We start from the raw sequence: 24500 nt of genomic DNA, 5'->3' as shown, positions 1-24500 counted from the left end.
GGTGCGGTGGTGTACGCGGCAGCCGTCCCGGGGCCGGTGGGTGATGACGAACCGGGACGACGGGCCCGCCCGAGCTTACGCGAGGCCCCCGGCCGGGGGCGGGGCCCCGGGGCTCCGCCGGGATTGCTCGATGAGGGCTTCCACTCCGTCCAGCATGCGCGCGAGCCCGAACTCGAACAACGTGCCGAGTTCCAGTGCGAACTCCTCCCCTTCGAAGAGGGTGGACAGGATCGGGAAGGAGCCGGCGGTCTGGATCGACTCCATCCGCGGTTCGTTGGCGGCCATCCATTCCTCGGGGGTCATGCCGGTGTCCTGCCGCGCCTGCGATTCCAGCTCGACGGCCGCCGCGACGCCCTGGGCGTACCCGAGGAGGGCGAGGTGGATGTGGATGATCTGGTTCGGTGTCAGCCCCAGGCCGTGCAGCGCACCGAGGACCCGCTCGGTGTACCGCATCGCGTGGGGCGAGGCCATCGGCCGGGTGAGGCCGGCCGTGGCTCGCGCCAGCCAGGGATGGCGCTCGCACAGGCCCCACAGCCACCGCGCCTCCTGCTCCAGCTGCGCACGCCAGCCGAGCGGTCGCGGCCCCGGCGGCTCTCCGCTGAACACCGTCTCCGACATCAGCCGTACGAGTTCGCCCTTGCTCGGGACGTGGCGGTAGAGCGCCATGGTGGAGACGCCGAAGTCGGTGGCGACTCGGCGCATGGACAGTGCGGCGAGCCCTTCGCCGTCGACGAGAGCGATCGCGGCGCGGACGATGCGGTCCCGGGTGAGTCCGTGAGGAGGAGCCGGGGGTCGTTCTCGTCCCGACTCGGCGACGACAGTGCCGACACCGGGTACGGGCCGCACCAGGCCCTCCTGGTTCAGGGTGGCGAGCGCCTTCGTCGCGGTCGCCATGGCGACCCCCCACTCCTGGGTGATCCGCCGGGTGGAGGGGATGCGGGCACCGGGTGCGAGCTCGCCCGTGGCGATCCGCCGACGGATGTCGCCGGCGATGCGGAGGTAGGGCGGTTCCATGGCCATGAGTGCACTGTACTAGTGCACTCTCACAGCGTTCAGGCCGCTCCAAGCCGTGTGTTGGCGGAGTGCACTAGGCATCTGTTTGCGGCGCACACCACGGCCCCGGTCTCCTGCCGTTCATGGACAACACGCCAAGCCCCCGCGCGGGGCGCAAGGAATGGACCGCCCTCGGGGTCCTGATGCTGCCCCTGCTCCTCGTCTCGATGGACGTCTCGGTCCTGTACTTCGCGATCCCCTACGTCAGCCGGGACCTGGAGCCCAGCGCGACGCAGCAGTTGTGGATCCTCGACATGTACGGCTTCGTCCTCGCCGGGCTCCTCGTCACGATGGGCGCCCTCGGTGACCGGATCGGCCGGCGCACGCTGGTGCTCGCGGGAGCGGCGGTCTTCGGAGCGGCCTCGATCGCGGCCGCGTACGCGTCCTCGGCCGAACTGCTCATCGCCGTGCGCGCGCTGCTGGGGCTGGGCGGCGCCGCCTTGATGCCCTCGACCCTCGCCCTGATCCGCAATCTCTTCCACGACGAGGAACAGCGCGGCAAGGCAGTGACCCTGTGGACCGCCGTCATGACGATGGGCATCTCCCTGGGGCCCGTGGTCAGCGGTCTGCTGTTGGAGCACTTCTGGTGGGGCGCGGTCTTCCTGATCAACCTGCCCGCGATGGTGCTGCTGCTCGTGCTGGTGCCGTTCCTGGTACCGGAGTTCAAGTCGGCGAAGCGCGAGCCCTTCGACCTGCCGAGTGCGGTGCTGTCACTCGGCGCGGTGCTCCTGGTCATCTACGGCATCAAGGAATGGGCCCGGCACGGGTACGAGCCGCTGCCCGCGCTCGCCATCGGCATGGGGCTCGTGTTGGGCTTCGTCTTCGTCTTGCGGCAAAAGCACCTCGCGCATCCGATGATCGACCTCGGCCTTCTCGGCCGGCGCAGCTTCGGCGGCCCGGTGTTCGTCGGTCTCCTCGCGATGTTCGCCACGGTCGGGATGGCCGTCTTCCTCACCCAGTACCTGCAGTCCGTCCTCGGCATGAGGCCGTTCAACGCCGCGCTGTGGAGCCTGGTTCCGGCCGCCGGAGTGGCCGTCGCGGCCCCGGTCGGAGCCGCCCTCGCCCAACGCGTCGACCGTGCGTACGTCATGGGCGGCGGCTTCCTCCTCTCCGGGTGCGGCTTCCTCTGGCTGACCCAGGTGCGCACGGACTCGGCGCTCTGGTTCACCCTCGCAGGCGCCTCCCTGTACGTGGGCGGCCTCGTCGCCGCGATGACCCTCGCCAACGAACTCGCCCTCGGCGCGGCCCCGCCGGAGCGGGCCGGATCAGCCGCGGCCGTGGTGGAGTCGGGCCAGGAGCTCGGCGGAGCATTGGGCATGGCGATCCTCGGATCCGTCGGGGCGGCGGTCTACAGCCGGGAGATGGCGGGGGCGCTGCCCGCCGGCGTGCCGCAGGCCGAAGCCGTACGCGAAACGCTCGGCGGCGCCATGGCCGCCGCGTCCCAGCTTCCCGGAGGGGCCGCGGATGCCGTACTGACGGCCGCGCGCGACGCCTTCACGCACGGGATGAGCTTCGCGGCCGTGGGCGCGGCCGTCGCCATGGCCGGTGCCGCCTTCTTCTCGTTCACCTGGCTGAGGGGTGTGGGCACGACGGGACGCCCGGCGCCCTCACCGGCCGCCCCGCGGTCCGCCGCCCGCACACCCTGACGGCCGGATTCAGCGGGCGTCGCGCCACCAGTAGCGACCGACGATGAGCTCCTCCAGCGAGCGGAGCCGGTCCGCGGCCATGCGCGCGTGGACCTCGGGGCGTTCCAGTGCGACGCGGAGGTCGGCTGCGAGGTGGGTCGCTTCGCGCACCTCGCAGCCTGCCCGAAGGGTGTCCGGAGAAGTCCCCGTCGCACGGGCGACGACGTCGAGGACGGTCTCCATGTGCGGTCCGCTGAACCGGATCAGGAAGAACCAGTCGTCGACCGGGTCCCCGAAGCGGGCCCATTCGAAGTCCAGCAGGGCCGTCACGCTCCGGCCGTGCGCGAGCCAGTTGTCCCAGTGGCAGTCCGCGTGGACCGGGACGACCGTACGGCCGTGCGGGGGTGCGTCGTGCGCGATCGCCCGCAGTCCGTCGAGCAGGTGGGAGGGTACGGTCCCGTGCCGGTCGTGATCGGTGAGGCCCTCGATCCCGGCGAGGAACGCGGCCCGGCCGGTGAACCCTCCGTGGTCGAGGGTTTCCCTCAGCGTCCGGTCGGCCCGGCCCCCGGGCACCCAGGCGTGGAGCCGGCCGAGCCGCTCGACCGCCTCCTCGGCCAACGCGCGCGCGGTCGCCGCGTCCACGCCGGGCATGCCCATGCCGGGAGCAGCCCCTGGCACGCGGGCGTAGCAGGCATAGCGGACGTCACCGGTATCCATCCTGTGCGTCCCGCTGTCGAGCAGCGGGGCCGTGAGGTAGGCGGGCAGGTGGGGCGCGAGCGCGATCTCCCTGTTCAGCCGCGCGTGGGAGGTCGCATCGATGAGCTTCACGACCGCGTCCGAACCCACGTACACATGGTGGGAACCACTTGCGGCGGTGTCCATGGGACCGGGGTCCCGACCCAGGGCCGCCGCCGCGATCGCGCGAGCGGCGGCGTGGGCCTGCCCCGGGTCAGTCATCGGTTCGCGGGCGGTCAGGGGCCCGTCGGCGGTCAGGGATCCGTCGGCGGTCACGGGCCCGTGCGTGCTCAGAACTCGACCACCGAGCGGAGCACCTCGCCCCGTTCCATGCGTGCGAAGGCCGCCTCGACCCCGTCCAGGGCGATCCGCTCCGAGACGAACGCGTCGAGGTCGAGCCGGCCTTGCAGGTAGAGGTCGACGAGCAGCGGGAAGTCCCGCTCGGGCAGGCAGTCCCCGTACCAGGAGGACTTCAGGGCGCCGCCGCGTCCGAAGACGTCCAGCAGCGGGAGTTCGAGCTGCATCTCCGGCGTGGGGACGCCGACCAGCACCACCGTGCCGGCCAGGTCGCGCGCGTAGAACGCCTGCTTGTACGTCTCGGGACGGCCGACCGCCTCGATGACCACGTCCGCCCCGTTGCCGCCGGTCAGCTCCTGGATGGCCTTGACCACGTCCTGCGTACCGCCGTTGACGGTGTGGGTGGCGCCGAGTCCCCGCGCCCACTCCAGCTTCCGGTCGTCCAGGTCCACGGCGATGATGCGGGAGGCTCCGGCCAGCTTGGCCCCGGCGACGGCGGCGTTGCCCACTCCCCCGCAGCCGATCACGGCCACGGAGTCGCCGCGGCCGACGTTGCCGGTGTTCAGGGCGGCGCCCAGGCCGGCCATCACCCCGCAGCCGAGCAGCCCGGCGGCCGCCGGCGAAGCGGCCGGGTCCACCTTGGTGCACTGACCGGCGGCGACCAGGGTCTTCTCGGCGAAGGCGCCGATGCCGAGGGCCGGGGAGAGCGGGGTGCCGTCCTCCAAGGTCATGGGCTGGGTGGCGTTGTGCGTGGCGAAGCAGTACCAGGGGCGGCCGCGCTTGCAGGCCCGGCAGCTCCCGCACACCGCGCGCCAGTTGAGGACGACGAAGTCGCCGGGGGCCACGGAGGTGACGTCCGGGCCGACCGATTCGACGACCCCGGCCGCCTCGTGGCCGAGGAGGAAGGGGTACTCGTCGTTGATCCCGCCCTCCCGGTAGTGCAGGTCGGTGTGGCAGACCCCGCAGGCCTGGACCCGTACGAGCGCCTCGCCGGGGCCCGGGTCGGGCACGAGGATCGTCGTGGTCTCCACCGGTGCGCCCTTGCTCCGGGCGATGACCCCTCGTACGCGATGCGTCACGTGCTACCCCGTTCTCGATCACGGTCTCTTCGACTGCGCCGGAGGCCCCCCGAGGGTTCCACCGGTCCCCCGCCAACGTACACGCGCTGTCCCGCGTGCGGGAGTTGCACCGCGCCCGGGTGCGGTGGGCGGCCCGTCCGGGTGGGGTGGGTGCCAGGCCTAGGCCGTCTCTTTCGGATCTTGTCGGCCGTGCCCGCGGCGTCTGGTGCCGGGCCTGGCCGTGCTGTCAGGGCGTCCGCGTACTGGACGTACTCGGTTGCCCTGGCAGTGCGGCCAGGCGCGGTGCCAGGCGTCGCGGGCCCGGCAAGATCCGAAAGAGACGGCCTAGGCGTGGTCCCCGGACAGTTCGGGGGGCAGCGCCGCCCGTAGGGCCGCGCCGAAGGCGGCCACGGCGGGGTGGGCCGCGGCGCCGCTGCGGAAGGCCACGTTGGTGCGGCGCTCCATGACGAGGCGGGTGAGCGCCACCGCCGGGTCCGCGTGTCCGGTGATCCCCAGCTGCGGCACCACGGCCACCCCCTGACCGGCCGCGACCAGGGCGAGCACGGTGGCGAACTCGTCCACCTGGTGGCGGATCCTCGGCAGGAACCCGGCGTCCTCGCAGGCGCGCACGGTCATGGCGTGGCAGAGCGTGCCGTGCGTGGCGGTGATCCAGGGCGAGTCGGCGTGCGTACGGAGCAGCGCCCGCCGCCCGGCTCCGCCCGGCCCCGCCGGAGCCGCCCCGTCGGCCGGGACGACCGGCCCCGCCGGGGCGGTGGGTGTGCGCGTCCACTGCGTCGGTGTCGCCAGGTACATCGCCTCGCGGTAGAGCGGCTGCGTGGCGAGGCCCGGTTCCTCCGGCGCGGGGACGAAGTCGTACGCGTTGATCAGGGCCACGTCCAGATCCCCGGCCCGCAGCGCATCGGCGACCGCCGCCGGGTCGGTTTCGGACACCATCGGCTCCAGTCCCGGGTGCCGGCGGGCCAGCTCCGCCAGGGCCGCCGGGACGACGGCCCGGGTCGCGGTCGGGAAGGAGCCGATCCGCAGCGCTCCGGCCAGTCCCCCGCGCGCCTCCGCGAGCTCGGCGTCGGCCCGCTCCAGCAGTTCCAGCACCGCGTCGGCGTGCCGGACCAGGTTCTGGCCGGCGGGCGTGAGCCGGACCCGGCGCCCGGTGCGTTCCAGCAGGGGCAGACCGGCCTCGCGTTCGAGGACCGAGAGCTGCTGGGACACCGCCGAAGGGCTGAAGGAGAGCGCCTCGGCCACCGCGGCGATGGTCCCGCGGTGGCCGAGTTCGCGCAGGAGGCGCAGGCGTCGTACATCGAGCATCGGATCAGCTTACGGTTCAGGTAAGAAAGGCGAACTGGATTCGATGCTCGGGGCGGGTCAGGCTCGTTCCATGACCCAGACGCTCAGGACCTCGTCCACACCCACCGCCTCCTCCACCGCCTCCTCCACCTCCATCTCCGCCCCCGCCGCCCCCGACCCGTACGCCCCGCGCGGGATCCACGTGCCGCTGATCACCCCCTTCACCGCCGCCGGCGAAGTCGCCGCCGACGCCCTGGAGGCGCTCGCCCACGAGGTGCTCGACGCGGGAGCCACCGGGATCGTGGCGCTGGGCACCACCGGCGAGCCGGCCGCCCTCGACGAGGCCGAGCGCGACCTCGTCACCGACGTCTGCGCCCGGGTCTGCCGGGAGCGCGGGGCGGCGCTGACCGTGGGCGCCGGGGCGAGCGGGACCCGGGCCGCCGAGGAGTCGCTCGGCCGACTGAAGCGGTGGCCCGAGGCACGGGCCGCGCTGGTGACCGTGCCCGCGTTCCTACGGCCCGCGGCCGCCGGGGTGCTGGCGCACTTCGAGCACCTGGCACGGGTGAGCCCCGTACCGCTGATCGTCTATCACGTCCCGTACCGCACCGGGCAGCCGTTGGACGCGCCGCTGCTGCGGGCGATCGGTGCGCTGCCCGGGGTGGCCGGAGTGAAGTACGCCGTCGGCTCGCTCGACGGGGATGCGGTGGCCCTGCTCGGCGATCTGCCCGACGGATTCGCGGTGTTGGCGGGCGACGACACCTTCCTGTCGCCCCTGCTCTCGCTCGGCGCGGCGGGCGGGGTCCTCGCGTCGGCCCATCTCGCGACGGGCCGGTTCGCCGAGCTCGCGGCCGCCTGGCGGGCGGGCGAAGCGGACCGGGCCCGCCCCCTGGGCCATGCGCTGGCCCGGCTCTCCGCGACCCTCTTCGCCGAGCCCAACCCGACGGTGATCAAGGGGGTGTTGTACGCGCAGGGCCGCATCCCGACCCCCGACGTACGCCTCCCCCTGCTGCCCGCGGGCAGGGAATCGGTGGCCGCGGCACTGCGGGAGCTGGCGCGGCTTCCCTGACCTCGGCCTCCCTTCCGGCCCGGTTACCACAACCTCGCGCATCCCGGGTCCAGTTGACGATGCTGCGGCGGCCCGTCGGCAACCGGACCCAGAATGCTCGCCATGAGCAGCGAGGTACCCCCCGGGCGCGAGCACCTCTACATCAACGTCGAGCCCGCGGAGCATCCGGTGGCGGCCGCGCAGGAGGCCGACGCCTCCGACGCCGCGCAGCGGTACACGCGCTGCATCATCCGGGGCCCGCTCTTCGGGATCGCCTCCCAGGAGGCGGGCGGCGGGCACCGGTGGCAGGTGCCGGCCCCGGTCACGTGCGGGTATCCGCAGGACGCCCGGGACCGGCTGAACTCCGCCCTGTGGTTCCGGGCCAAGGACGACACCGCCGACCGGGCGGTCCGCCGGGAGCTCCTGGCCGCCGTCGCGCGGCTGGAGACCGAGGCGGTCGACGAGGTCACCGCGGCCGGTACGCGCTACCGCGTGGTGCGCTGCGAGGAGATCGTCTACAGCAACGGGGACGGACCGGAGCCGCCCCGCCCCACCGATCCGGAGCCGGTCGTGCGCGACTGGGAGCTGGGGACCCGGGACCCGGAGGTCGACCTGGGCTTCGTGATCGACCACATCGCGGCGGCGAGCGTCATGGAGGCCTCCGAGCGGCTCGCACTGATGGGCCTGCACTACCGCAGCCCCCGCTACCCGGCCGCGGTACGGGCGGACTCGCGGCGCGCGCTGCGCACGCACGCCGGGACCGTGCTGCTGCCGACCGGCTACCGGGTGCTGGAGCGCACCGCGACGGGCTGGGAGCCCGCGTCCGCGGTGCTGCCGAGCCCGCACGCGGCCCGCAGGGCACTGGTGCACATCCTGACCTGGCTCTGGCCCGCCACCTCCGCAATGCAAGGGGCCGAGCTGCCCGAGGCCCGGCGGGCGGGGTACGAGCGGGCGGCGGCGGAGTTCCGGGCCGCGGGGGACGCGAACGCGGTGCGGCTCGACGACGGCCGGGAGCTGCGGCTCGTCCGGATGCGCCGGCTGGTGCGGATCGGGCCGGACGGGCCGGAGGGCCCGCGGCCGTCGGACGAGGAGGAGAACGGGGAGGGACCGACCAGGATCCACCCCGCGATGGACGAGGACGGGACGATCACCTACGAGGGCTGATTGACCCGGGATGGGCGATTCGCCGCCAACGGGCGGGTCGCCCGAATCGGCCCCGGCGACGGGCGACTTGCCCGGATTGGGCCGTCGCCCTCCGGCCCGTGATGTGAGTCACGCCGGAGGCGTCAACATCATTTCCCCGTGAGGGACGATTCCCTTTTCCCGGTTGGATATTCACGAATTCCCGGATCTCTTTTCAAGGTCATCCACCGGGCCGAATGCGGGAAGTGGATCTCCCGGTCGAATTCGTGTCTTGTTCCGGCCCGTCGGGCTCGCCTACGGTCACCTCATTCCCGGTGGTCAGCTGCCGAATCCGGCCTCCGCCAGGGCTCTTCCGTCCCCCACGTGAGGAATTCCGCCATGCCCGCACACGGAAAGCACCGTCGGCCGAAGCAGCACCACGCACTCACCCGCAAGCTGGCCCTCGCCGGTACCGGCAGTGCCGCGCTGGCCCTCCCGCTGATCGGCGCGACCACGGCCGGGGCGGCCGAGGCGGCCATCGCCCCGACGACGTATTCCGTGGTCAGCGGTGACACCCTGAGCAAGATCGCGGCCGAGCACTCCATCGGCGGCGGCTGGCAGCAGCTGTACGAAGCCAACAAGAGCATCGTCGGCGCCAACCCCTCGGCCATCCGCCCCGGCCTGAAGCTGAACCTCACCGGTTCCGCCCCCGCCGCCGCTCCGGCCGCGGCCAAGGCCGCCAAGGTCACCACCGGCTACGCGAACAACCTCGACGGGTGGATCCGGGAGTCGCTCGACGTCATGGCGCAGCACGGAATTCCCGGAAGCTACGAAGGAATTCACCGCAACGTCATGCGCGAATCCTCGGGGAATCCGCTGGCCATCAACAACTGGGACTCCAACGCGGCGGCCGGCATCCCCTCCAAGGGGCTCCTCCAGGTCATCGACCCGACCTTCAAGGCCTATCACGTCCCCGGCACCCCGATGGACTCCTACGACCCGGTCGCCAACATCACGGCCGCCTGCAACTACGCGGCGGCCCGCTACGGTTCGATCGACAACGTCAACGGCGCCTACTGAACGAGCGCGGGACACCGCCGACTCAGCTCCGGTAGACCTTCTTGATCTTGAAGTCGGTACCGGCGAGGACGTAGCCGCCCTGTCCGTACTCGTCGCTCAAGTAGGGCCGGACCGCCGGGGAGTTCATCCAGGGCGAGACGTTGAGGTAGCGGGAGCTCGGGTTGTCGACGCCCAGCTCCTTGGTGGACTCGGCGAGCAGGGCGGGCAGGGCGTCCCAGTCGAGCGCCGCCATGTCCATGAGCGGATCGCCGGGCTTCACGGTGCCGGACGGGCCGGTGCGCTTGGCGACGCCGCCGCGGTACTGCCAGGAGTCGACGGTCTTGGCTCCGGGTGCGGTGGGGATGTCGGCCAGCACGTACTCGTCGTAGACCCGCATGTCGACGAAGGTGGTGGTGCCCGTCTGCTGCTTGAGCGCCTCGACGGCGGTACGGATGTTGGCCGGATCGATCAGGCTGCCCTTGGGCGGGGTGACCGGCTTGGGCGTGCTCGCCTTCGGGGTGGGGGTGGGCGTCAGGGCCACGGCGGTGCCCTGGGCCGGGGAGGCCGGGCCGGAGGCGGACGGGATGTCCGCGGCCTTCGTGTCGCCGCTCTTGCCGGCGGAGCCGCCCGCGTTCCCGTCGGGCAGCCACTTGACGAGGCCGACGACACCCGCGGCCAGGACCACCGCGAGGAGTCCGGCGAGCAGGGCCGGGCGACGGCGCCGGCGCGGGGGCGGCGGCGCGGGGAGGCTCACGGGGACGGTGAACGCGTACGGGTTGCCCCCGCCCGGAACGAACGGAGTCGGCGTCGGCGGTGTCTGAGCGGGACCGTGCGCCGCCGCCGGTATCGGTACGGACCCCATGGCGGGACCGGGGGCGGGGGCGGCCGGGCCGAAGCTCCCGAGGGCGACCGTCGGCACCACCGGGGAGCCGCCGTCGAGAGCACTGCTCGCACTGCGGAGCAACGCTTCCAGTTCCTCGGCGTCGGGCCGCACGGACAGGTCCCGCACCAGCAGCCGTTCCAGTACGGGTCCCAGCGGGCCGGACCGGACCGGCGCGGGGATCGGCTCGTCGAGCACCGCGACCACGGTGGCCAGCGTGGTGGCCCGGCGCAGCGGGTGCACCCCCTCCGAGGCCACGTACAGCAGCATCCCGAGCGACCAGAGGTCGGAGGCGGCCAGTCCCTCCTCGCCGCGCGCCCGCTCGGGCGCGATGTACTCCGGCGAGCCGATCAGGGCTCCGGTCGAGGTCAGCCCGGTGGCTCCGTGCAGGGCGGCGATCCCGAAGTCGGTGAGCACTGCGGAGCCGCCGGGGCGCAGGAGCACGTTGGCCGGTTTCACGTCGCGGTGCAGGACCCCCTCCGCGTGTGCGGCCCGCAGCGCGGAGAGCACGTCGAGCCCGAGGCGCAGCACGTCCGCCACCGGCATCGGCCCGGCCTCCAGCCGGTCGGCCAGGGAGCCGCCCCTGACGAGCTCCATCACGATCCACGGATGGCCGTCGGAGCCGGGCTCGGGCTCCACGATGTGGTGGATCGTGACCACGTTCGGGTGGGCGAGCCGGGCGAGGGCCCGGGCCTCGCGGACGGCCCGTTCGCGCAGTTGGACGACGAGCCCGGGCTGCGCTGCGGCGGTCGCCGGGTCCGGCGGCCGCACCTCCTTGAGGGCGACCTCCCGGTCGAGCGCGATGTCGCGGGCGAGCCACACCGTCCCCATACCGCCGCTGCCCAGGGGACGGGCGAGTTCGAATCGCCCGTCGATCAACCGTCTGCCGGCCTCACTGCTGTCCATGGCCGGTCATCGTAAACGCCACCACCGACGCCGGTGCACCCGTACCGGGACGTGGACATCACGGCCCCGGGCCCGGGCCCCGTACGACCGGTTACGCCTGCCTCTACTTCATCTTCGACGGAGGCACCCTCACCGACGCACAGATCGCCGCCATCGTCCTCGACCCCGAGGAGCACGGCGAGGTACGGGTCCACTCGGTGCGGGAGTGGGAGGCGCTCGTGGAGGTCTGACCCGACCCGCAGGTCAGCTGCGGGAGTTGCCGAAGAGCAGGCGGTAGGCGATGAGGAGGACCAGGGAGCCCGCGATGGCGGAGCCCCAGGTCGCGAGGTCGAAGAAGTCGTTCTGGATGGACCGGTCCAGGAACTTCGCCGAGAGCCAGCCGCCGGTGAAGGCTCCGGCGATGCCGATGAGGGTGGTCCCGATCAGGCCGCCCGGATCACGGCCGGGCAGCAGGACCTTGGCGATCCCGCCCGCCAGCAGTCCGAGGATGATCCAGCCGATGATGCTCATGCCCGTTCACTCCGCTTCGATGTGCGCGCCTCTTCGTGCGCGCGACGTCCGTTCAGGTCTCACGAGGAGAGACGCGTGAACAGGCGAAACGGTTCTCAGCCGGGCCGCCGGGACGCTGCGGCGGGCCGGAAGGCGGCCAGCGCCACGAGGCCCAGCACCGCCGCTCCCGCACCCGCTCCCGCCGCCAGGAATCCGCCGCGGGAGCGCCAGGACAGCACCGACAGCGTCGACTGGGCGGAGGCGAACGAGCCCGCGCTCAGCACGGATCCCACCGAGGCGGCCGACAGTGCCGAGCCGATCGAGCCGACCGACAGGACGCTGCCGACCGATCCGATGGAGAGGATCGAGCCCACCGAACCGATGGAGAGGATCGAGCCCTTGGAGCGGAGCGAGAGGAACGAACCGTCGTCGGGAGTCACGCGGCTCATGCTGCCACACCGGCCATCGGCGTGGGCTGCGGCGCGGCCTGGGGTGCGGCGACCTTCGTCTGCTGCGGGGTCCGGGTGAGCAACAGCACGCCCCGGGCCGCCGCGAGCGCCCCGGCCACGGCCAACAGGACGCCGAAGGCGCCGCCGTGGATGCGTTCACCGAGCAGGATCATGCCGATCGCGGCCGCGGCCAGCGGGTTGGTCAGGTTGACCACCGCGAGCGGGGCGCCGAGGCCGCCCCGGTAGGCCCGCTGGGACAGGAGCATCCCGCCGACCGCGAAGATCACCACGAGCAGCCCCACCGAGACGACCCGGACGCTGAGCAGGGACCCGCCCCGGCCGCCCGCCACGGCGACGGTCTGGGTCAGGGCGGAGGCGGCCGCCGAGGCCAGCCCGGACGCCGTCGCGTGGCGCAGCCCCGAGCGGGGGTCCCTCCGAGCGGTCAGCAGCATGATCACCGCGGCCGTGGCTCCGGAGACGGCGAGCGCCTCGGCCAGGGTCAGGGTCTCGTCGGGGGACGGGCCGGAGGCGGGCAGCAGGAGCAGGCCGAGGCCGACGACGGTGGCCAGGGTGCCGCGCCACTCGCTGGCCACGACCCGCCTTCCGGCGCCGCGGGCGCCCAGCGGAACGGCGGCGACGAGGGTGAGCGCGCCGAGCGGCTGGACCAGGGTGAGCGGCCCGTACCGCAGGGCGGCGGCGTGCAGGAGCGCGGCGGCGGCGTTCAGGCCGGCCGACCACCACCAGGCGCCGTTGCCGAGCAGCGCCACGGTGCTGCGGGCGACCGCGCGGCGGGCGAGGCGTTCCTGGGCCACGGCGGCCGCCGCGTAGGTGACGGCCGCGGCGACGCAGAGCAGGACGGCGAGGACCGTGGCGTTCACCGGACCGCTCCTACGGGCTCCGCCGGCTCTACGGGCCTCAGCGCGCCCGGACCCGCACCCGTCGGCACGGGCACGGGCACCGCCGCGGAACGCGGGACCGGCACGCTCCGCCGGGCGACGAGCGACCGGCCGACCGGGCGCGGGACCAGCAGCAGGGCGGCTCCGAGGAGCAGCGTGGCGACGATGGCGTCGAGCCAGTAGTGGTTGGCCGTGCCGACGACCACGAGCAGGGTCACCAGCGGGTGCAGCAGCCACAGGGCGCGCCACCGCGAGGAGGTTGCGGCGATCATGCCGAGGGCCAGCATCAGCGCCCATCCGAAGTGCAGCGAGGGCATCGCGGCGAACTGGTTGGCCATGGTGTCGGCGGCGGGCGCGGCCCCGTAGACGGTCGGGCCGTAGACCTGGCCGGTGTCGATCAGGTGGGCCTCGCCCAGCATCCGCGGGGGCGCGAGGGGGAAGGCCAGGTGGATGACGAGGGCCGCGCCGGTCAGGACGGCCAGGACGCGGCGGGTCCAGAGGTAGTGCGCGGGACGGCGTACGTAGAGCCAGACGAGGAAGAGCACCGTGGCGGGGAAGTGCACGGCCGCGTAGTAGGTGTTCGCGGTGTGCACGAGGGCGTCGCTGTGCAGGAGCAGGCGCTGGACCAGGCCTTCGCCGGGCAGGTGCAGGGTGCGCTCGGCGTCCCAGATCCGGGTGGCGTTGCGGTAGGCCTCGTCCGTGCGGCCGGTGGCGAGCATGCGGCCGCACTTGTAGACCGCGAAGAGGCCCACGACGAGCAGGAGCTCGCGCATGAGGCGGCGGCGGGCGCCCGGCCCCGCGCCGGCCCCGACATGTGTGGTGTGGGAGGTCATCCCCCGGTCTCGCTTCCTGTACACAGCTCTGGCTCACAATCGACACACCAGTGTATCGATACATTCTCGTATCGATACGAGTGTGTACCGATACGCTCGCGTTCCCGTAGACTTTCACTAGAGCCCACTGCACCGCGACCGAAAAAAATCGGCCATCATGGCGAGGGCCCACCCGGCCACACAGGCCTGCACGCAGCATCGAGGAGAGCCGCCCCATGACGTCGCCGACGCCGGAAGCCGCCCCGGCCCCCGCGCGCCGCTCCAAGATCACGCCGGAGCGCGAACAGCAGCTCTACGACGCCGTCCTCGAGCAGCTGCGCGAGGACGGCTACGAGGCGCTGACCATGGAGAAGATCGCCGCCCGGGCCACCTGCGGAAAGTCCACGCTCTACCGGCAGTGGAAGACCAAACCGCAGCTCGTCGCCGCCGCCCTGCGCGCGGACCGGCGCGGGACCCTCGCCGCGGTGGACACCGGAACCCTGCCGGGCGACCTGCGCGAGGCGGCCCGGATCGCCGCCTGCACCTCGGGGCGCGACACCCGGCTGATGCAGGCCCTCGGGCACGCGGTGCTGAGCGACGAGGAGCTGAAGGCGGCCCTGCGCGAGGCTCTGGTGGAGCCGGAGCTGGCGGCGTTCGATTCGATCGTGGCGCGGGCCGTGGCCCGGGGCGAGCTCGCCCCGGGAAACCCCGCCGTGGAGTTCCTGCCGGCGCAGCTGATGGGCGTGCTGCGCATCCGGCCCGTACTGGAGGGCCGCTACGCCGACGCCGAGTACCTCGTGCGGTTCGTCGACGCCTGCCTGCTGCCGGTGCTGGGCGCGGCCCCGCCGGAGGCGGACCGGGCGCCCGGACCGGGCGTGTGAACCGGGCCCTGAACCAGGTCCCCTGAACCAGCGGGCCGCCGCCCCCGATGACCGGACGGCGACCCGCTCGCGCTGCCTCGTGGGGACGGTGGCAGCGCAGCCCCCGGACCGGACGGCGGGCACTCCCTCGCGGAGTGACCGCCGACCGGTCCGTGCGGCTGTCCGGGCTGTGGCCCGGGCTGTCGTCCGGGCAGCTGCCCGCGCGGCCGGCTCAGTTCCGGGCCGCGCCCATCGCCCGGGCGAACTCCTCCGGGTCGGCGTCGAAGCCCCGTAGGGCCGGATCCAGGGACCAGACCCCCTCGCCGTCGCGGGTGAACTCGGCGACCGTGACCGCACTCGCCGCGCCGAAGCCGGTGAGGTCGTCCACGGCGAGATCGGTGTAGCCCTCCCGGATGCGCAGCCCCTTGCCCGCGACCTCGGCGAAGGTCACCGCCGGGCCGTCGCCCGGCCGCTGGATCACCACGCCCACCACGACCCGGGTCAGCGCGTCGGCGATCCGGGTGAGTTCGATGGTCATGACCTCGTCGAACCCCAGCCCCAGTCCGGTCCTGCTGTCCCGGTTCAGCGTGATGGTGCCGTCGGGCGACCGGCTGCCGAAGTGGACCAGGTGGACGGGGTCACCGTACGGGTCCGCGGCCCGGTAGACCGCGGCGATCAGGTCGAGGTCGTGGACGGGCGCTCCCGCCGGGCTGGGATCCCACCGCAGCGCGATCTCCACCTTGGCCAGGCCCTTGCGTACTCCGCTCACCGAACTCCCCCTCCGAACACCGTGCGTTGCCCTCCCATGCTGTCACGGGTCCCGCCCCGGGGGTCGAACGACCGTACGTTCCCGGCCAGTCCGGGGACCGGACGGGGCGACGGCACGGGGCTACCAGTCTCCGTCCTGGACCGGTTTGCCCGGCCGGGGTGCGTTCCCCAGGGGTGCGACCTGGCCGGGAGCGGGTTCCGCCCACGGGGCCTCGTCGGTGCCGAGCCATGCGCCGACCGGCTGCACCCCGCCGAGGGTGTCGGAGGGGGCGAGGTCGGCGCCGTCCTCGTCGTAGTAGTCGAACCACGGCAGCCCGGCCTGGGTGTAAGCGGCCCGGTCCACCGGCGAGGGCGGCGGCTCCTCCCCGGTGATCCGGCGCCATGCGGGCGGGGTCACCAGGTGGACGAAGACCCGCGCGGCCGGCTCGGCCGCCCAGTCCTTCACCTTGCGGTCGTCGCGGTACACCTCCTGCCGCATGGAGCCGCCGACGCCGAGCCCCATCGCCGGGGCCGCCTGCGGGGCCGGCCCGCCCCTCGTGCGGCGCAGCGGGCCCCTGGCCTCGGACGGGGCCGCGGGCGCTCCGGGAAGCCCGCCCGGCGCCGGTGCCGCCATCGGCGCCGGCATCGGCATCCCCGGGGCCGCTCCGTAGCCGCCGCCCGCGTAGCCGCCCGGCTGGCCGCCCGGCGGCACGATCCCGTAGGGAGCGGCGCCGACCCGGCCGGTCCCGGCCGTGCGTGCCCGCTCCTCCTCCCGCCACCGCTCCAGCGCCTTCGCTCCGAGCGGGAAGGCCTGGAGCTGCACGCCGCCCGCGGTCTCCTCACCGGTGACCTGGCCCTCCACGGTGGCGCCGAGCCCCAGCGGGACGGCGACGAACTGGCGGACCGTACCCGTGCCCGAATTGATCCCGTCCAGCCACGGCTGGCGCGGCAGCACGAGGTAGTTCTGCGGCTTGCGCCCGAGCGCGCCCGTCCACCGCTCTCCGGAGACGGCGCACACCTTGCCGACGCCGACCTGGAGCGCGGTGGGCTCCCGGGTCCCGCCGAAGCTGAGCCACATCGCCTCGCGCAGGTACACGGGGAGCATCACCCCGCCCTTGGCGAGCCAGTCCGCCGGAACCGTGTCCGGATAGTCCTCCACCCGCCGCAGCGGGAACTCCCCCAGCCCGGGGGGCAGATTGTGCGTACCGGTCTCCGGCAGGCGCAGCGTCCGCATGAAGCGGACCTGCGCCCCCTCGCCCAGCAGCAGTGCGTTCCCCTCGACCCGTACCCCGCCCTTGGCCACGTTGACCGGCTCCTCTCCCGTTCAGAACCGGATTCGCCGCAGGATCTGCCGCCGTTCCGGATCGTTACCCTCAAGATTTGCTCAGATGCCGTGACACTGCGCCCGACACCTTCCTAGCTTCCTCATATACGCGTCCACCAGCCCGTGCGGTTCCCCCGCGCCCCGGGCCGGTCCCGGTGCGCTCCGCGCGCTCCCGCGCGGCACCGCCCGCCCGCGACCCCGCGTATCCGCGTACCCCAGGAAAGAGTGCAGCATGAAGGTTCCCAAGGCCGGCGCCATCGCCGCAGTGATCGGTCTCTCCCTGACCGCATCGGCGTGTGGCGGTGACGATGACCAGGGGACCCTCGCCGTCGGCATCAAGTTCGACCAGCCGGGCGTGGGCATGCGGGAGCCGGACGGCACCTTCACCGGTTTCGACGTGGACGTGGCGACGTACGTCGCCAAGGAGCTCGGCTACTCGAAGGACCGGATCGTCTTCAAGGAGGTCCTCAGCAACGACCGCGAGCTCCTGATCGAGTACAACGAGGTCCAGATCGTGGCGGCCAGCTACTCGATCAACGACAAGCGCAAGCTGAAGGTCGACTTCGCCGGCCCGTACTTCCTCGCGCACCAGGACCTGATGGTCCGCGCCGACGACCCCACGATCACCAAGGCCGAGGACCTCAACAACCCCGCCAAGCGGCTGTGCTCGGTGACCGGCTCGACCTCGGCGGAGAACGTCAGGAAGAACCTGGCTCCCAAGGCGAGCCTCCTGGAGCTCGGCGGCTACTCCGAATGCGTCGTCGCCCTCAAGGACGGCCTGGTGGACGCCATGACCACGGACAACTCCATCCTGGCCGGCTACACCGCGCGCAAGGGCAACGAGGGCAAGTTCCGGCTGATCGGGCTGAGGCTGAGCAGCGAGAACTACGGGATCGGCATGAAGAAGGGCAGCGCCGAGCTCCAGGTCAAGATCAACAATGCGCTCCGCAAGATGGTCGAGGACGGCACCTGGGAAGCGGCCGTGAAGAAGAACTTCGGCACGGACTACAAGTACGAGCCGGCGCCCGCCATCACAGCGGGCAGCTGACGACCGTCGAAGCGGTGGCCGGGTCCGACCAGTCGGCGTCGAAGCGGGCGTTGACCACGTAGAGCCGGCCGCCGTGCACCGCGGCCGTCGTCGGCTCGTCGAAGCGCGGGTCGGTGATCTGCTTGACGAAGCGGGCCCGTCGGCCGTCCCCGCTCAGGGTGAACACGTCCACCGCATAGGCCCAGTTGCGTACGACGTACAGCGTCCGGCCGTGCACCACGAGCCCGTCGCCGTTGCGCACGGAGCCGCCGTCGAGGACCGTCCGGGTGGCGGAGCCGGTGCGCGGGTCCACGCGGAACAGCGCCTCGGCGGTGTCGTGCACCACGAGCAGGGCCCGGCCGTCGGGGGTCCGCTCGATCCCGTTGGCGCCCTAGTGGTCGCCGCCGGGCGGAACCGGGTCCCACTCGCCGCCGAGCCGCAGGGTGCGGGGGGCCGCGCCGGGGCCCGTGAGGTCCCGGCCGACGGGCAGGAAGTACAGGACGTCCGCGAAGGAGTCGGTGAACCAGGCGCCCCCGCAGCCGACGACGGCATCGTTGACGAAGGCGGTGCCGGTCGCGGCCTGGTGGGTGGCCAGAACCCGCCCGTCCCCGGCATCGATCACCCGGATCTGCCCGCTGGCGCCGCCCGCGACCAGCAGCCGGCCGTACGGGTCGAGCTTGAGGCCCACCGACATCGGTCCCTCGCCCCGGGTGATGATCCGCCCGGCGCCGGTGGTGAGGTCGAAGCGGTAGACCGAGCCGTCGAGCAGCGAGCCCGTGTAGGCCGTGCCGCGCGCGGAGACGGCGATCCCTTCGGGCTGGAAGCCCGCCGGGATCGCCACCGTGTCGGGCCAGGGCCTGGCCGCCTCCTGCGCCCGGGCGAGCGGCGCCCCGGCTCCGACGAGCGCGGCGCCTCCCAGCGCCGCGGCCGCACCGATGAACCCCGCGTCGTCCCCATCGCCCCGTCATGAGTGACCCCTCTCAACTGCCGTGCGCACTAGGTGCGTTGACGCCCACACCCCACCACATCGGTTGCGCTCCCCGGCAGTCCCCGGCAGTCCCGGCCGGGATCCTTCACAAGGGGACGGCGAAGCTCAGCCTCCCGAAACCGGGGCCTTGCCGCGCAGGACGGTCAGGAACTCCCGCATCCAGGCGGAGTGGTCGGGCCAGGCGCGGGCCGACACCAGCGTGCCGTCGACCACGGCTTCGGAGTCCTCGAAGGTGGCGCCGGCCGCCTTCACGTCCAGCTCCAGCGCCGGGTAGGCCGTGACCCGGCGGCCGTCGAGCGCACCGGCCGCGGCGGTGATCAGGGGGCCGTGGCAGATCTGCGCGATCGGCTTGTCGTCACCGGCGAAGGCCGACAGGATCCGCCGTACCTCGGGGTCGTTGCGCAGGTACTCCGGGGCGCGTCCGCCGGGCACGACGAGCGCCGCGTACTCCCCCGGGTCCACGTCGGCGAAGGCGATGTCGGCGGGCCAGGTGTAGCCGGGCTTCTCGGTGTAGGTGTCGAAGCCGTCCTCGAAGTCGTGTACGACGAACCGGAGCTTCTTCACCGCCGGCGCCGCGATGTGGACCTCGTACCCCTCCTCGATCAAGCGCTGGTAGGGGTAGAGGACTTCAAGGGATTCCGCCGCGTCGCCGGTCACGATGAGGATCTTCGGTGCCATGGGCTGCTCCTGGTAGGGCTGTTCACGGTGTGGCCTCCGCCACCGTGCCCGCACCGCCCCGCCCTGCATAGGGATTCTTCCGCCAATCACCCGCATGACGCGCGTAGAAAATCCTGCCTCCCGACACGTGCTTTTTACCTGTAGGGCACATGACAATGTGAATCTCGCTCTGCCACCTGATACCCCGCCAATTCCCCGGGCGGGAGCGGTGCGTGTGGAGAGGTACCCCCCACGTGATGAGAATCTCGCGCCTTACTCCCTGGGCAGCCGGCCTCGCGGCCGCGTCCTTGATACTGGTCCCGGCCTCCGCCTCGGCCGGCCAGCGGAACACGGCCGCAGCCCCCGCGGCAGCCCCGGTCTCGGCTTCGGCTTCGACCTCCGCCGTCGACACCTACTACGCCACCGCCGAGGGCAAGACCGGCGCCGCGCTGAAGACGGCCTTGCACAACATCATCAAGAACCAGTCCAAGGTGACGTACGACGGCGTGTGGAACGCCCTGAAGGTCACCGACCAGGACCCCGCGAACTCCAACAACGTCATCCTGGTCTACTCGGGCCGCTCGCAGTCGAAGTCCACCAACGGCGGCGGCGTCAACGACTGGAACCGCGAGCACGTCTGGGCCAAGAGCCACGGCGACTTCGGCACCGCCACCGGCCCCGGGACCGACCTGCACCACCTCAGGCCCGAGGACGTCACCGTCAACAGCACCCGCGGGAACAAGGACTTCGACCTGGGCGGCGGCCCGGTCTCCGAGGCCCCCGGCAGCCTGACCGACTCCGACTCCTTCGAGCCGCGGAACGCGGTCAAGGGCGATGTCGCGCGCATGCTGCTCTACATGGCCGTGCGCTACGACGGCGGTGACGGGTTCGCCGACCTGGAGATGAACGACAAGGTCAACAACGGCAGCGCGCCGCTCTTCGGCAAGATCAGCGTCCTGAAGCAGTGGAACCTGCAGGACCCGCCGGACGCCTTCGAGCAGCGCCGCAACCAGGTCATCTACGACACCTACCAGCACAACCGCAACCCGTTCATCGACCACCCGGAGTGGGTCAACTCCATCTGGTAGGCGTCCGCCGGAGCCCCTCGGCGCCCTACTGCACGCCGAGGGCCATCCACTTCTCCGGCGCCGCGAGCGGCTCGAAGCCGGCCTTCGCGTACACCTCGTGGGCGTCCGCGGTCGCCAGCAGGATCCTGCGCAGCCCGTACGGGGCGAGGTGGTCCCGTACCGCCCCCGCCAGGGCGGTGCCGAGCCCCTTGCCCCGTACGCCACGGTCCACGTACACGTCGCAGAGCCAGGCGAAGGTGGCGCGGTCGGTGATGACGCGGGCGTAGGCCACCTGGAGACCGGACACGGCGTCGTAGACCCCGAAGTTGAGGGACCCCTCGATGGCGGCGTCCTGCTTCTCCCGGCTCCGGCCGAGCGCCCAGTAGGCGTCCTCGGACAGCCACCGGTGGATCAGCTCCCGGTCCAGGCGGCCGGGGTCGGTGGACATCTCGTAGCCGGTCGACATCTCACGGCTGGCGGAAATCTCAAGGCCCTCCGGCGGGGGCAGCGCACTGTCGTCCATGCCCGCATCCAAGCAAAGCGGACGGAGCCCGGCCAGCGGGTTTCGACGGCTGATACGCCGAGGTGCAGCCGCGCTACAGCCGGTCGGCCAGGGCCTTGAAGGCCGGCCAGTCCAGGGCCGGGGTGCGGGAGTCCCAGACCTTCTGGGACAGGGCGGCGAGGGGGAGCCGGATGCCGGCCGCGACCTGGGCCTGGGTCTGGGATGCGGCCAGATCGCACCAGACGGCGAAGCGCGCGCCCAGGATCTGCCCGGCGTACCGCGCGGGCACGGCCGTGGTGCCGCGCAGGACGAGCGGGGTCCACTGCTCGTAGATGCGCCGGCCGTCGGGGTACGTGAACTGGTTCGGCTCCCCCAGTACGTAGTAGAGGTACTCGTCGTTGAGGTTGACGACGTTGCGGCCCTCGCGCAGGTACTCCAGCGGCGGCCGGGCCCCGATCTCCTTGCCCGTCCAGTACTCGACCTGGATGTCCCGGGCCGGCTGGGCGATCCCGCCGGTGAAGAAGCCGTCGTTCCAGGCCGCCGGCGCCCGGCCCGCCGAACGGACCACGGCCGCGCGGTCGTTCAGCCAGCCCGTCGCCAAGTCCTGGACCCGAGCGGTGGGCCCGTACCGCTGCCGGGCGGCGGCGGTGAGCTGCGGGAAGGAGGTCTGCGGATCGCGGTAGACCAGGGCCTGGTACTCGTCGGCGCCCACGTTCCAGATCGCTCCGGGGAACAACGGCAGGTACTCGCGCAGGAGTTCGTCGACGAGTTTCGCCGCCGCCGGGTTCGCGATGTCGACCGCGCCCTTGACCGCCCGGCCCTGGACGTCGCGCAGTTGCAGCCCGGGGTACGCGCGCAGCACCGCTCCGAGGTGGCCGGGCGAGTCGATCTCGGGGACGACCGCGATGTGCAGGCGGGCGGCGAGCGCCGTGATCTCGCGCACCTGCGCCTTGGTGAGGTGGGGGGTGGAGACGATCTCGGGGTGGGTGTCGGACTCGATCCGGAAGGCCTGGTCGTCGGAGAAGTGCAGGCCGAGCTGGTTCAGCTTCAGGTCGGCCATCTCGCGCAGCCGGTCCTCGATCCAGTCCGGGGTGAAGTACTTGCGGGCTATGTCGAGGTTGAGCCCGCGCTGCGGCTTGGCCGGGGCGTCGCGCACGATGCCTTCCGGGGCCGAACCGCCGCCGCTCACCTCCTGTTTGAGGGTGCGCGTGCCGTAGAACACCCCGGCCTGGTCGGGTCCGGTGATGCGGACCTGCCCGTTGCTGACGGTGAGGGTGTACGACTCGGGAGTACCGGAGCCCTTGGGCCCGAGGGCGAGTTCCACGTCCCCCTTGCGCGGGGTGGCCGATTCGGCGAATCCGATGCGCAGTTCCCCGGCGAGCAGCTTGCCCTCGTCCGCCAGGGCCGCGCTGTCGGCCGGCGGTACGACGACCCGCGCTTCGGGGGCGGGCCGCCAGCCGGGGCCTCGGGCCGGCACGTGTTCCCGTACGGCGGGGACGGTGCGCGGGGCCTTGGACAGCGGCAGGGCGGGCGTCGGTGAGGGCGCCGGGCCTTGCGGGGTGGAGGGGGCGGCCGGGGTCGCGGCGGGTGCCGTCGCGCCCGGCGGGGTGGTCGGCGGGGTGCTCGCCGCGGCCGGGGCCCGGGCGTCCCCCGGGCCGGGCGCCCCGGACGCACAGCCGGGGACGGCGACAAGGGTGACCAGCGCGGCGACGGTTGCCGTCGCGATGACGTGGCTCCGCCCGTACTGCTTCGTCTGCCGCATCATGCACCTGTCCCCCGTACCAACGTGGCACGGGGGGCGGCGCTGCGCGACCGGGGCAGGGAATCAGGCCAGGACGCCGAGCGCGGACTCCGCGAATCCGTGGTCCTGGGCGGGGGCTCCGCCGCCGACGCCGATGGCTCCGACGAGCCGGCCGTCGCGGTGGACCGGCAGCCCGCCCGCGATGAACAGCAGCGGCCGGTCCAGGGCGGTGGGCAGCGTGTGGAAGGGGCCGCCGGGCTGGACGGCGTCGACGAGATCGGCGGTCGGGGCGTCGAGCTGCAGCGCCGTGAAGGCCTTGCGGGTGCTGGTCTCGCCCGAGATCAGGACGGCCCGGTCGTCGCGCCGGAAGGCGAGCGGGTGGCCGCCCGCGTCGAGCACGGTGACGCTGACCGCGACTCCGGCGGCTCCGGCGGCGGCCGTGGCGGCGGCCACGAGCGCCTCGGCGTCCGCGGTGGTCAGCGGGGCGACGGCGGTACGGGTGGGGGTGGGGGTGGGGGTGGACATACGGGTCTCCTGTGACGTGCGGGGGGATGTCGGGGCGGTACGAGGGGTGGTGGATCAGTGGTGGGCCGGGACGGCGGCGGCGGACGGGGCACCGGCGGCGATGACCCGGCTGCCGCCTTCGCCGCCCGCGCGGATCCCCGTACGCCGTTCCAGCGCTCCGGACACCAGGGCGAGGGCGAGGGCGGAGGCGGCCAGGGCCGCGCCGACCCAGTTCGGGGCGGTCCAGCCGAGTCCGGCGGCGATGACGAGTCCGCCGAGCCAGGCGGCGAGGGCGTTGCCGAGGTTGAAGGCGCCGATGTTGACGGCGGAGGCCAGGGTGGGGGCGCCGGCGGCCTGGTCGAGGACCCGCTTCTGCAGCGGCGGCACGGTGGCGAAGCCGAGGGCCCCGATGAGGAAGAGGGTGACGGCGGCTCCGGCCCGGGTGTGGGCGGTGAGGGTGAAGGCGGCCAGGACCACGGCGAGCGCGCCCAGGGAGGTGTAGAGCATCGGCATCAGTGCGCGGTCGGCGAAGCGGCCGCCGACGAGGTTGCCCGCGACCATGCCGAGGCCGAGGAGGACGAGCAGCCAGGTGACGGAGGTGTCGGCGAAGCCGGCGACGTTGGTCATCATCGGGGTGATGTAGGTGATGGCGGCGAAGACCCCGCCGAAGCCGAGGACGGTCATGCCCATGGCCAGGAGCACCTGGACGTTGCGGAACGCGGCCAGCTCGTGGCGGATCCGTACCCCCTCGGGGCGGGGCAGGTCGGGGACGAGCCGGGCGATGCCGAGCAGTCCGAGGAGGCCGAGCGAGGCCACGATCAGGAAGGTGACGCGCCACCCGAGGTGCTGGCCGACGAGGGTGCCGAGCGGGACGCCGACGACGTTCGCGACGGTGAGGCCGGTGAACATCATGGCGATGGCTCCGGCCTTCTTCTCGGGGGCGACGAGCTCGGCGGCGACGACCGCGCCGATGCCGAAGAAGGCGCCGTGGGCGAGGGAGGCCACCACCCGTCCGGCGAGCATGACGCCGAAGACGGGGGCCAGCGCTGAGACCACGTTGCCCACGATGAACAGGCCCATGAGCAGCATCAGCATGCGCTTGCGCGGGATGCGGGTGCCGAGCACGGTCATCAGCGGGGCGCCGAGGACCACGCCGAGGGCGTAGCCGGTGACCAGGAAGCCGGCGGTGGGGATCGAGACGCCGTACGTGCCGGCGACCTCGGGGAGCAGGCCCATGATCACGAATTCGGTGGTGCCGATCCCGAAGGCGCCGATGGCGAGTGCGAGGAGTGCGAGAGGCATGAGGGGTGCCCTTCAGGAGCTACGGGAGCTTCAGGGGAGGGGGGAAGGGAGAC

At 72.9% G+C, this 24500-nt stretch carries 25 protein-coding genes; 7 read left to right on the top strand and 18 right to left on the bottom strand.

The genetic code is table 11. The features are described 5' to 3' along the window. Positions 1–75: 75 nt before the first annotated feature. Positions 76–1020 (bottom strand): TetR/AcrR family transcriptional regulator C-terminal domain-containing protein, encoded by a 945-nt coding sequence (locus ACFRU2_RS01160; protein WP_382966483.1) that lies wholly within the window; start codon positions 1018–1020, stop codon positions 76–78. A gap of 116 nt (positions 1021–1136) precedes the next feature. Between ACFRU2_RS01160 and ACFRU2_RS01155 the strand changes: the two genes are divergently transcribed. Then, positions 1137–2699, top strand: coding sequence for an MFS transporter (locus ACFRU2_RS01155; RefSeq protein ID WP_382966482.1), 1563 nt, complete (start codon positions 1137–1139; stop codon positions 2697–2699). A gap of 9 nt (positions 2700–2708) precedes the next feature. On the opposite strand, the gene ACFRU2_RS01150 is transcribed toward ACFRU2_RS01155, so the two are convergent. The 3 genes from ACFRU2_RS01150 to ACFRU2_RS01140 all read right to left on the bottom strand — a co-directional run bounded on the left by ACFRU2_RS01150 (position 2709) and on the right by ACFRU2_RS01140 (position 6091). After that, positions 2709–3689, bottom strand: a complete 981-nt coding sequence (locus tag ACFRU2_RS01150) for a phosphotransferase family protein (protein WP_382966481.1) — start codon at positions 3687–3689, stop codon at positions 2709–2711. Between the two features lie 14 nt (positions 3690–3703). Then, a complete protein-coding gene (locus ACFRU2_RS01145; RefSeq protein ID WP_382966480.1) occupies positions 3704–4789 on the bottom strand; it encodes an S-(hydroxymethyl)mycothiol dehydrogenase in 1086 nt (361 codons plus the stop codon). 324 nt (positions 4790–5113) lie between these two features. Then, positions 5114–6091, bottom strand: coding sequence for a LysR substrate-binding domain-containing protein (locus tag ACFRU2_RS01140; protein WP_382966479.1), 978 nt, complete (start codon positions 6089–6091; stop codon positions 5114–5116). A 70-nt stretch (positions 6092–6161) separates the two neighbouring features. On the opposite strand from ACFRU2_RS01140, the gene ACFRU2_RS01135 reads away from it, so the two are divergent. From ACFRU2_RS01135 to ACFRU2_RS01125, 3 genes are all read left to right on the top strand, one after another. After that, positions 6162–7136, top strand: a complete 975-nt coding sequence (locus ACFRU2_RS01135; protein ID WP_382966478.1) for a dihydrodipicolinate synthase family protein — start codon at positions 6162–6164, stop codon at positions 7134–7136. Between the two features lie 102 nt (positions 7137–7238). Then, complete coding sequence (locus ACFRU2_RS01130; RefSeq protein WP_382966477.1) at positions 7239–8279, top strand: DUF5954 family protein; 1041 nt, start codon at positions 7239–7241, stop codon at positions 8277–8279. Between the two features lie 357 nt (positions 8280–8636). Beyond that, complete coding sequence (locus ACFRU2_RS01125; protein WP_382966476.1) at positions 8637–9317, top strand: transglycosylase SLT domain-containing protein; 681 nt, start codon at positions 8637–8639, stop codon at positions 9315–9317. A gap of 22 nt (positions 9318–9339) precedes the next feature. Here the strand turns inward: ACFRU2_RS01125 and ACFRU2_RS01120 are convergent, their stop codons facing one another. The 5 genes from ACFRU2_RS01120 to ACFRU2_RS01100 all read right to left on the bottom strand — a co-directional run bounded on the left by ACFRU2_RS01120 (position 9340) and on the right by ACFRU2_RS01100 (position 13749). Further along, a complete protein-coding gene (locus tag ACFRU2_RS01120; protein WP_382966475.1) occupies positions 9340–11082 on the bottom strand; it encodes a serine/threonine-protein kinase in 1743 nt (580 codons plus the stop codon). Between the two features lie 243 nt (positions 11083–11325). After that, a complete protein-coding gene (locus tag ACFRU2_RS01115) occupies positions 11326–11592 on the bottom strand; it encodes a GlsB/YeaQ/YmgE family stress response membrane protein (protein WP_382966474.1) in 267 nt (88 codons plus the stop codon). Positions 11593–11687: 95 nt separating this feature from the next. Further along, on the bottom strand, positions 11688–12011 hold the full coding sequence (locus ACFRU2_RS01110) for a hypothetical protein (RefSeq protein ID WP_382966473.1): 324 nt from the start codon (positions 12009–12011) through the stop codon (positions 11688–11690). A 5-nt stretch (positions 12012–12016) separates the two neighbouring features. After that, on the bottom strand, positions 12017–12898 hold the full coding sequence (locus ACFRU2_RS01105) for a hypothetical protein (protein WP_382966472.1): 882 nt from the start codon (positions 12896–12898) through the stop codon (positions 12017–12019). After that, positions 12895–13749 (bottom strand): phosphatase PAP2 family protein, encoded by an 855-nt coding sequence (locus ACFRU2_RS01100; protein ID WP_382966471.1) that lies wholly within the window; start codon positions 13747–13749, stop codon positions 12895–12897. The genes ACFRU2_RS01105 and ACFRU2_RS01100 overlap by 4 nt, the downstream gene beginning before the upstream one ends. Positions 13750–13964: 215 nt before the next feature. Here ACFRU2_RS01100 and ACFRU2_RS01095 point away from each other — a divergent pair, with 215 nt between their 5' ends. Next, positions 13965–14609 carry a TetR/AcrR family transcriptional regulator gene (locus tag ACFRU2_RS01095; protein ID WP_382966470.1) on the top strand — a complete coding sequence of 215 codons (645 nt, stop codon included), beginning with the start codon at positions 13965–13967 and terminating at the stop codon, positions 14607–14609. A 211-nt stretch (positions 14610–14820) separates the two neighbouring features. On the opposite strand, the gene ACFRU2_RS01090 is transcribed toward ACFRU2_RS01095, so the two are convergent. Beyond that, positions 14821–15357, bottom strand: coding sequence for a TerD family protein (locus tag ACFRU2_RS01090; RefSeq protein WP_382966469.1), 537 nt, complete (start codon positions 15355–15357; stop codon positions 14821–14823). A gap of 120 nt (positions 15358–15477) precedes the next feature. Further along, the gene (locus ACFRU2_RS01085) at positions 15478–16638 is read right to left on the bottom strand and encodes a hypothetical protein (protein ID WP_382966468.1); all 1161 of its coding nucleotides are present in this window, start codon (positions 16636–16638) and stop codon (positions 15478–15480) included. Positions 16639–16891: 253 nt separating this feature from the next. Here ACFRU2_RS01085 and ACFRU2_RS01080 point away from each other — a divergent pair, with 253 nt between their 5' ends. Beyond that, positions 16892–17707, top strand: a complete 816-nt coding sequence (locus ACFRU2_RS01080) for a glutamate ABC transporter substrate-binding protein (protein WP_382966467.1) — start codon at positions 16892–16894, stop codon at positions 17705–17707. Here the strand turns inward: ACFRU2_RS01080 and ACFRU2_RS01075 are convergent. The 3 genes from ACFRU2_RS01075 to ACFRU2_RS01065 form a co-directional block, all read right to left on the bottom strand. Continuing rightward, positions 17691–18029 (bottom strand): hypothetical protein, encoded by a 339-nt coding sequence (locus tag ACFRU2_RS01075; RefSeq protein ID WP_382966466.1) that lies wholly within the window; start codon positions 18027–18029, stop codon positions 17691–17693. The two genes, ACFRU2_RS01080 and ACFRU2_RS01075, sit on opposite strands and share 17 nt — an antisense overlap. A 48-nt stretch (positions 18030–18077) precedes the next feature. After that, complete coding sequence (locus ACFRU2_RS01070) at positions 18078–18527, bottom strand: hypothetical protein (RefSeq protein WP_382966465.1); 450 nt, start codon at positions 18525–18527, stop codon at positions 18078–18080. Positions 18528–18779: 252 nt separating this feature from the next. After that, on the bottom strand, positions 18780–19352 hold the full coding sequence (locus ACFRU2_RS01065) for a DJ-1/PfpI family protein (RefSeq protein ID WP_382966464.1): 573 nt from the start codon (positions 19350–19352) through the stop codon (positions 18780–18782). A gap of 236 nt (positions 19353–19588) precedes the next feature. Between ACFRU2_RS01065 and ACFRU2_RS01060 the strand changes: the two genes are divergently transcribed. Beyond that, positions 19589–20419 (top strand): endonuclease I family protein, encoded by an 831-nt coding sequence (locus ACFRU2_RS01060; RefSeq protein WP_382966463.1) that lies wholly within the window; start codon positions 19589–19591, stop codon positions 20417–20419. Positions 20420–20444: 25 nt separating this feature from the next. Here the strand turns inward: ACFRU2_RS01060 and ACFRU2_RS01055 are convergent, their stop codons facing one another. From ACFRU2_RS01055 to ACFRU2_RS01040, 4 genes are all read right to left on the bottom strand, one after another. Next, entirely contained in the window at positions 20445–20864 is a 420-nt protein-coding gene (locus ACFRU2_RS01055; RefSeq protein WP_382967796.1) for a GNAT family N-acetyltransferase, read from the bottom strand. Positions 20865–20994: 130 nt separating this feature from the next. Next, on the bottom strand, positions 20995–22665 hold the full coding sequence (locus ACFRU2_RS01050) for a glycoside hydrolase family 20 protein (RefSeq protein ID WP_382966462.1): 1671 nt from the start codon (positions 22663–22665) through the stop codon (positions 20995–20997). A 60-nt stretch (positions 22666–22725) separates the two neighbouring features. Beyond that, a complete protein-coding gene (locus tag ACFRU2_RS01045; protein ID WP_267040459.1) occupies positions 22726–23166 on the bottom strand; it encodes a heme-binding protein in 441 nt (146 codons plus the stop codon). 54 nt (positions 23167–23220) lie between these two features. Then, on the bottom strand, positions 23221–24447 hold the full coding sequence (locus ACFRU2_RS01040; protein ID WP_382966461.1) for an MFS transporter: 1227 nt from the start codon (positions 24445–24447) through the stop codon (positions 23221–23223). Between the last annotated feature and the right edge of the window lie 53 nt (positions 24448–24500).

It is taken from the genome of Streptomyces sp. NPDC056883, assembly GCF_042788835.1.
Lineage (GTDB): Bacteria > Actinomycetota > Actinomycetes > Streptomycetales > Streptomycetaceae > Streptomyces > Streptomyces stoeckheimensis.
The sequence above is the reverse complement of the archived record's forward strand: the minus strand, read 5'-3'. Positions and strand labels throughout refer to the sequence as shown.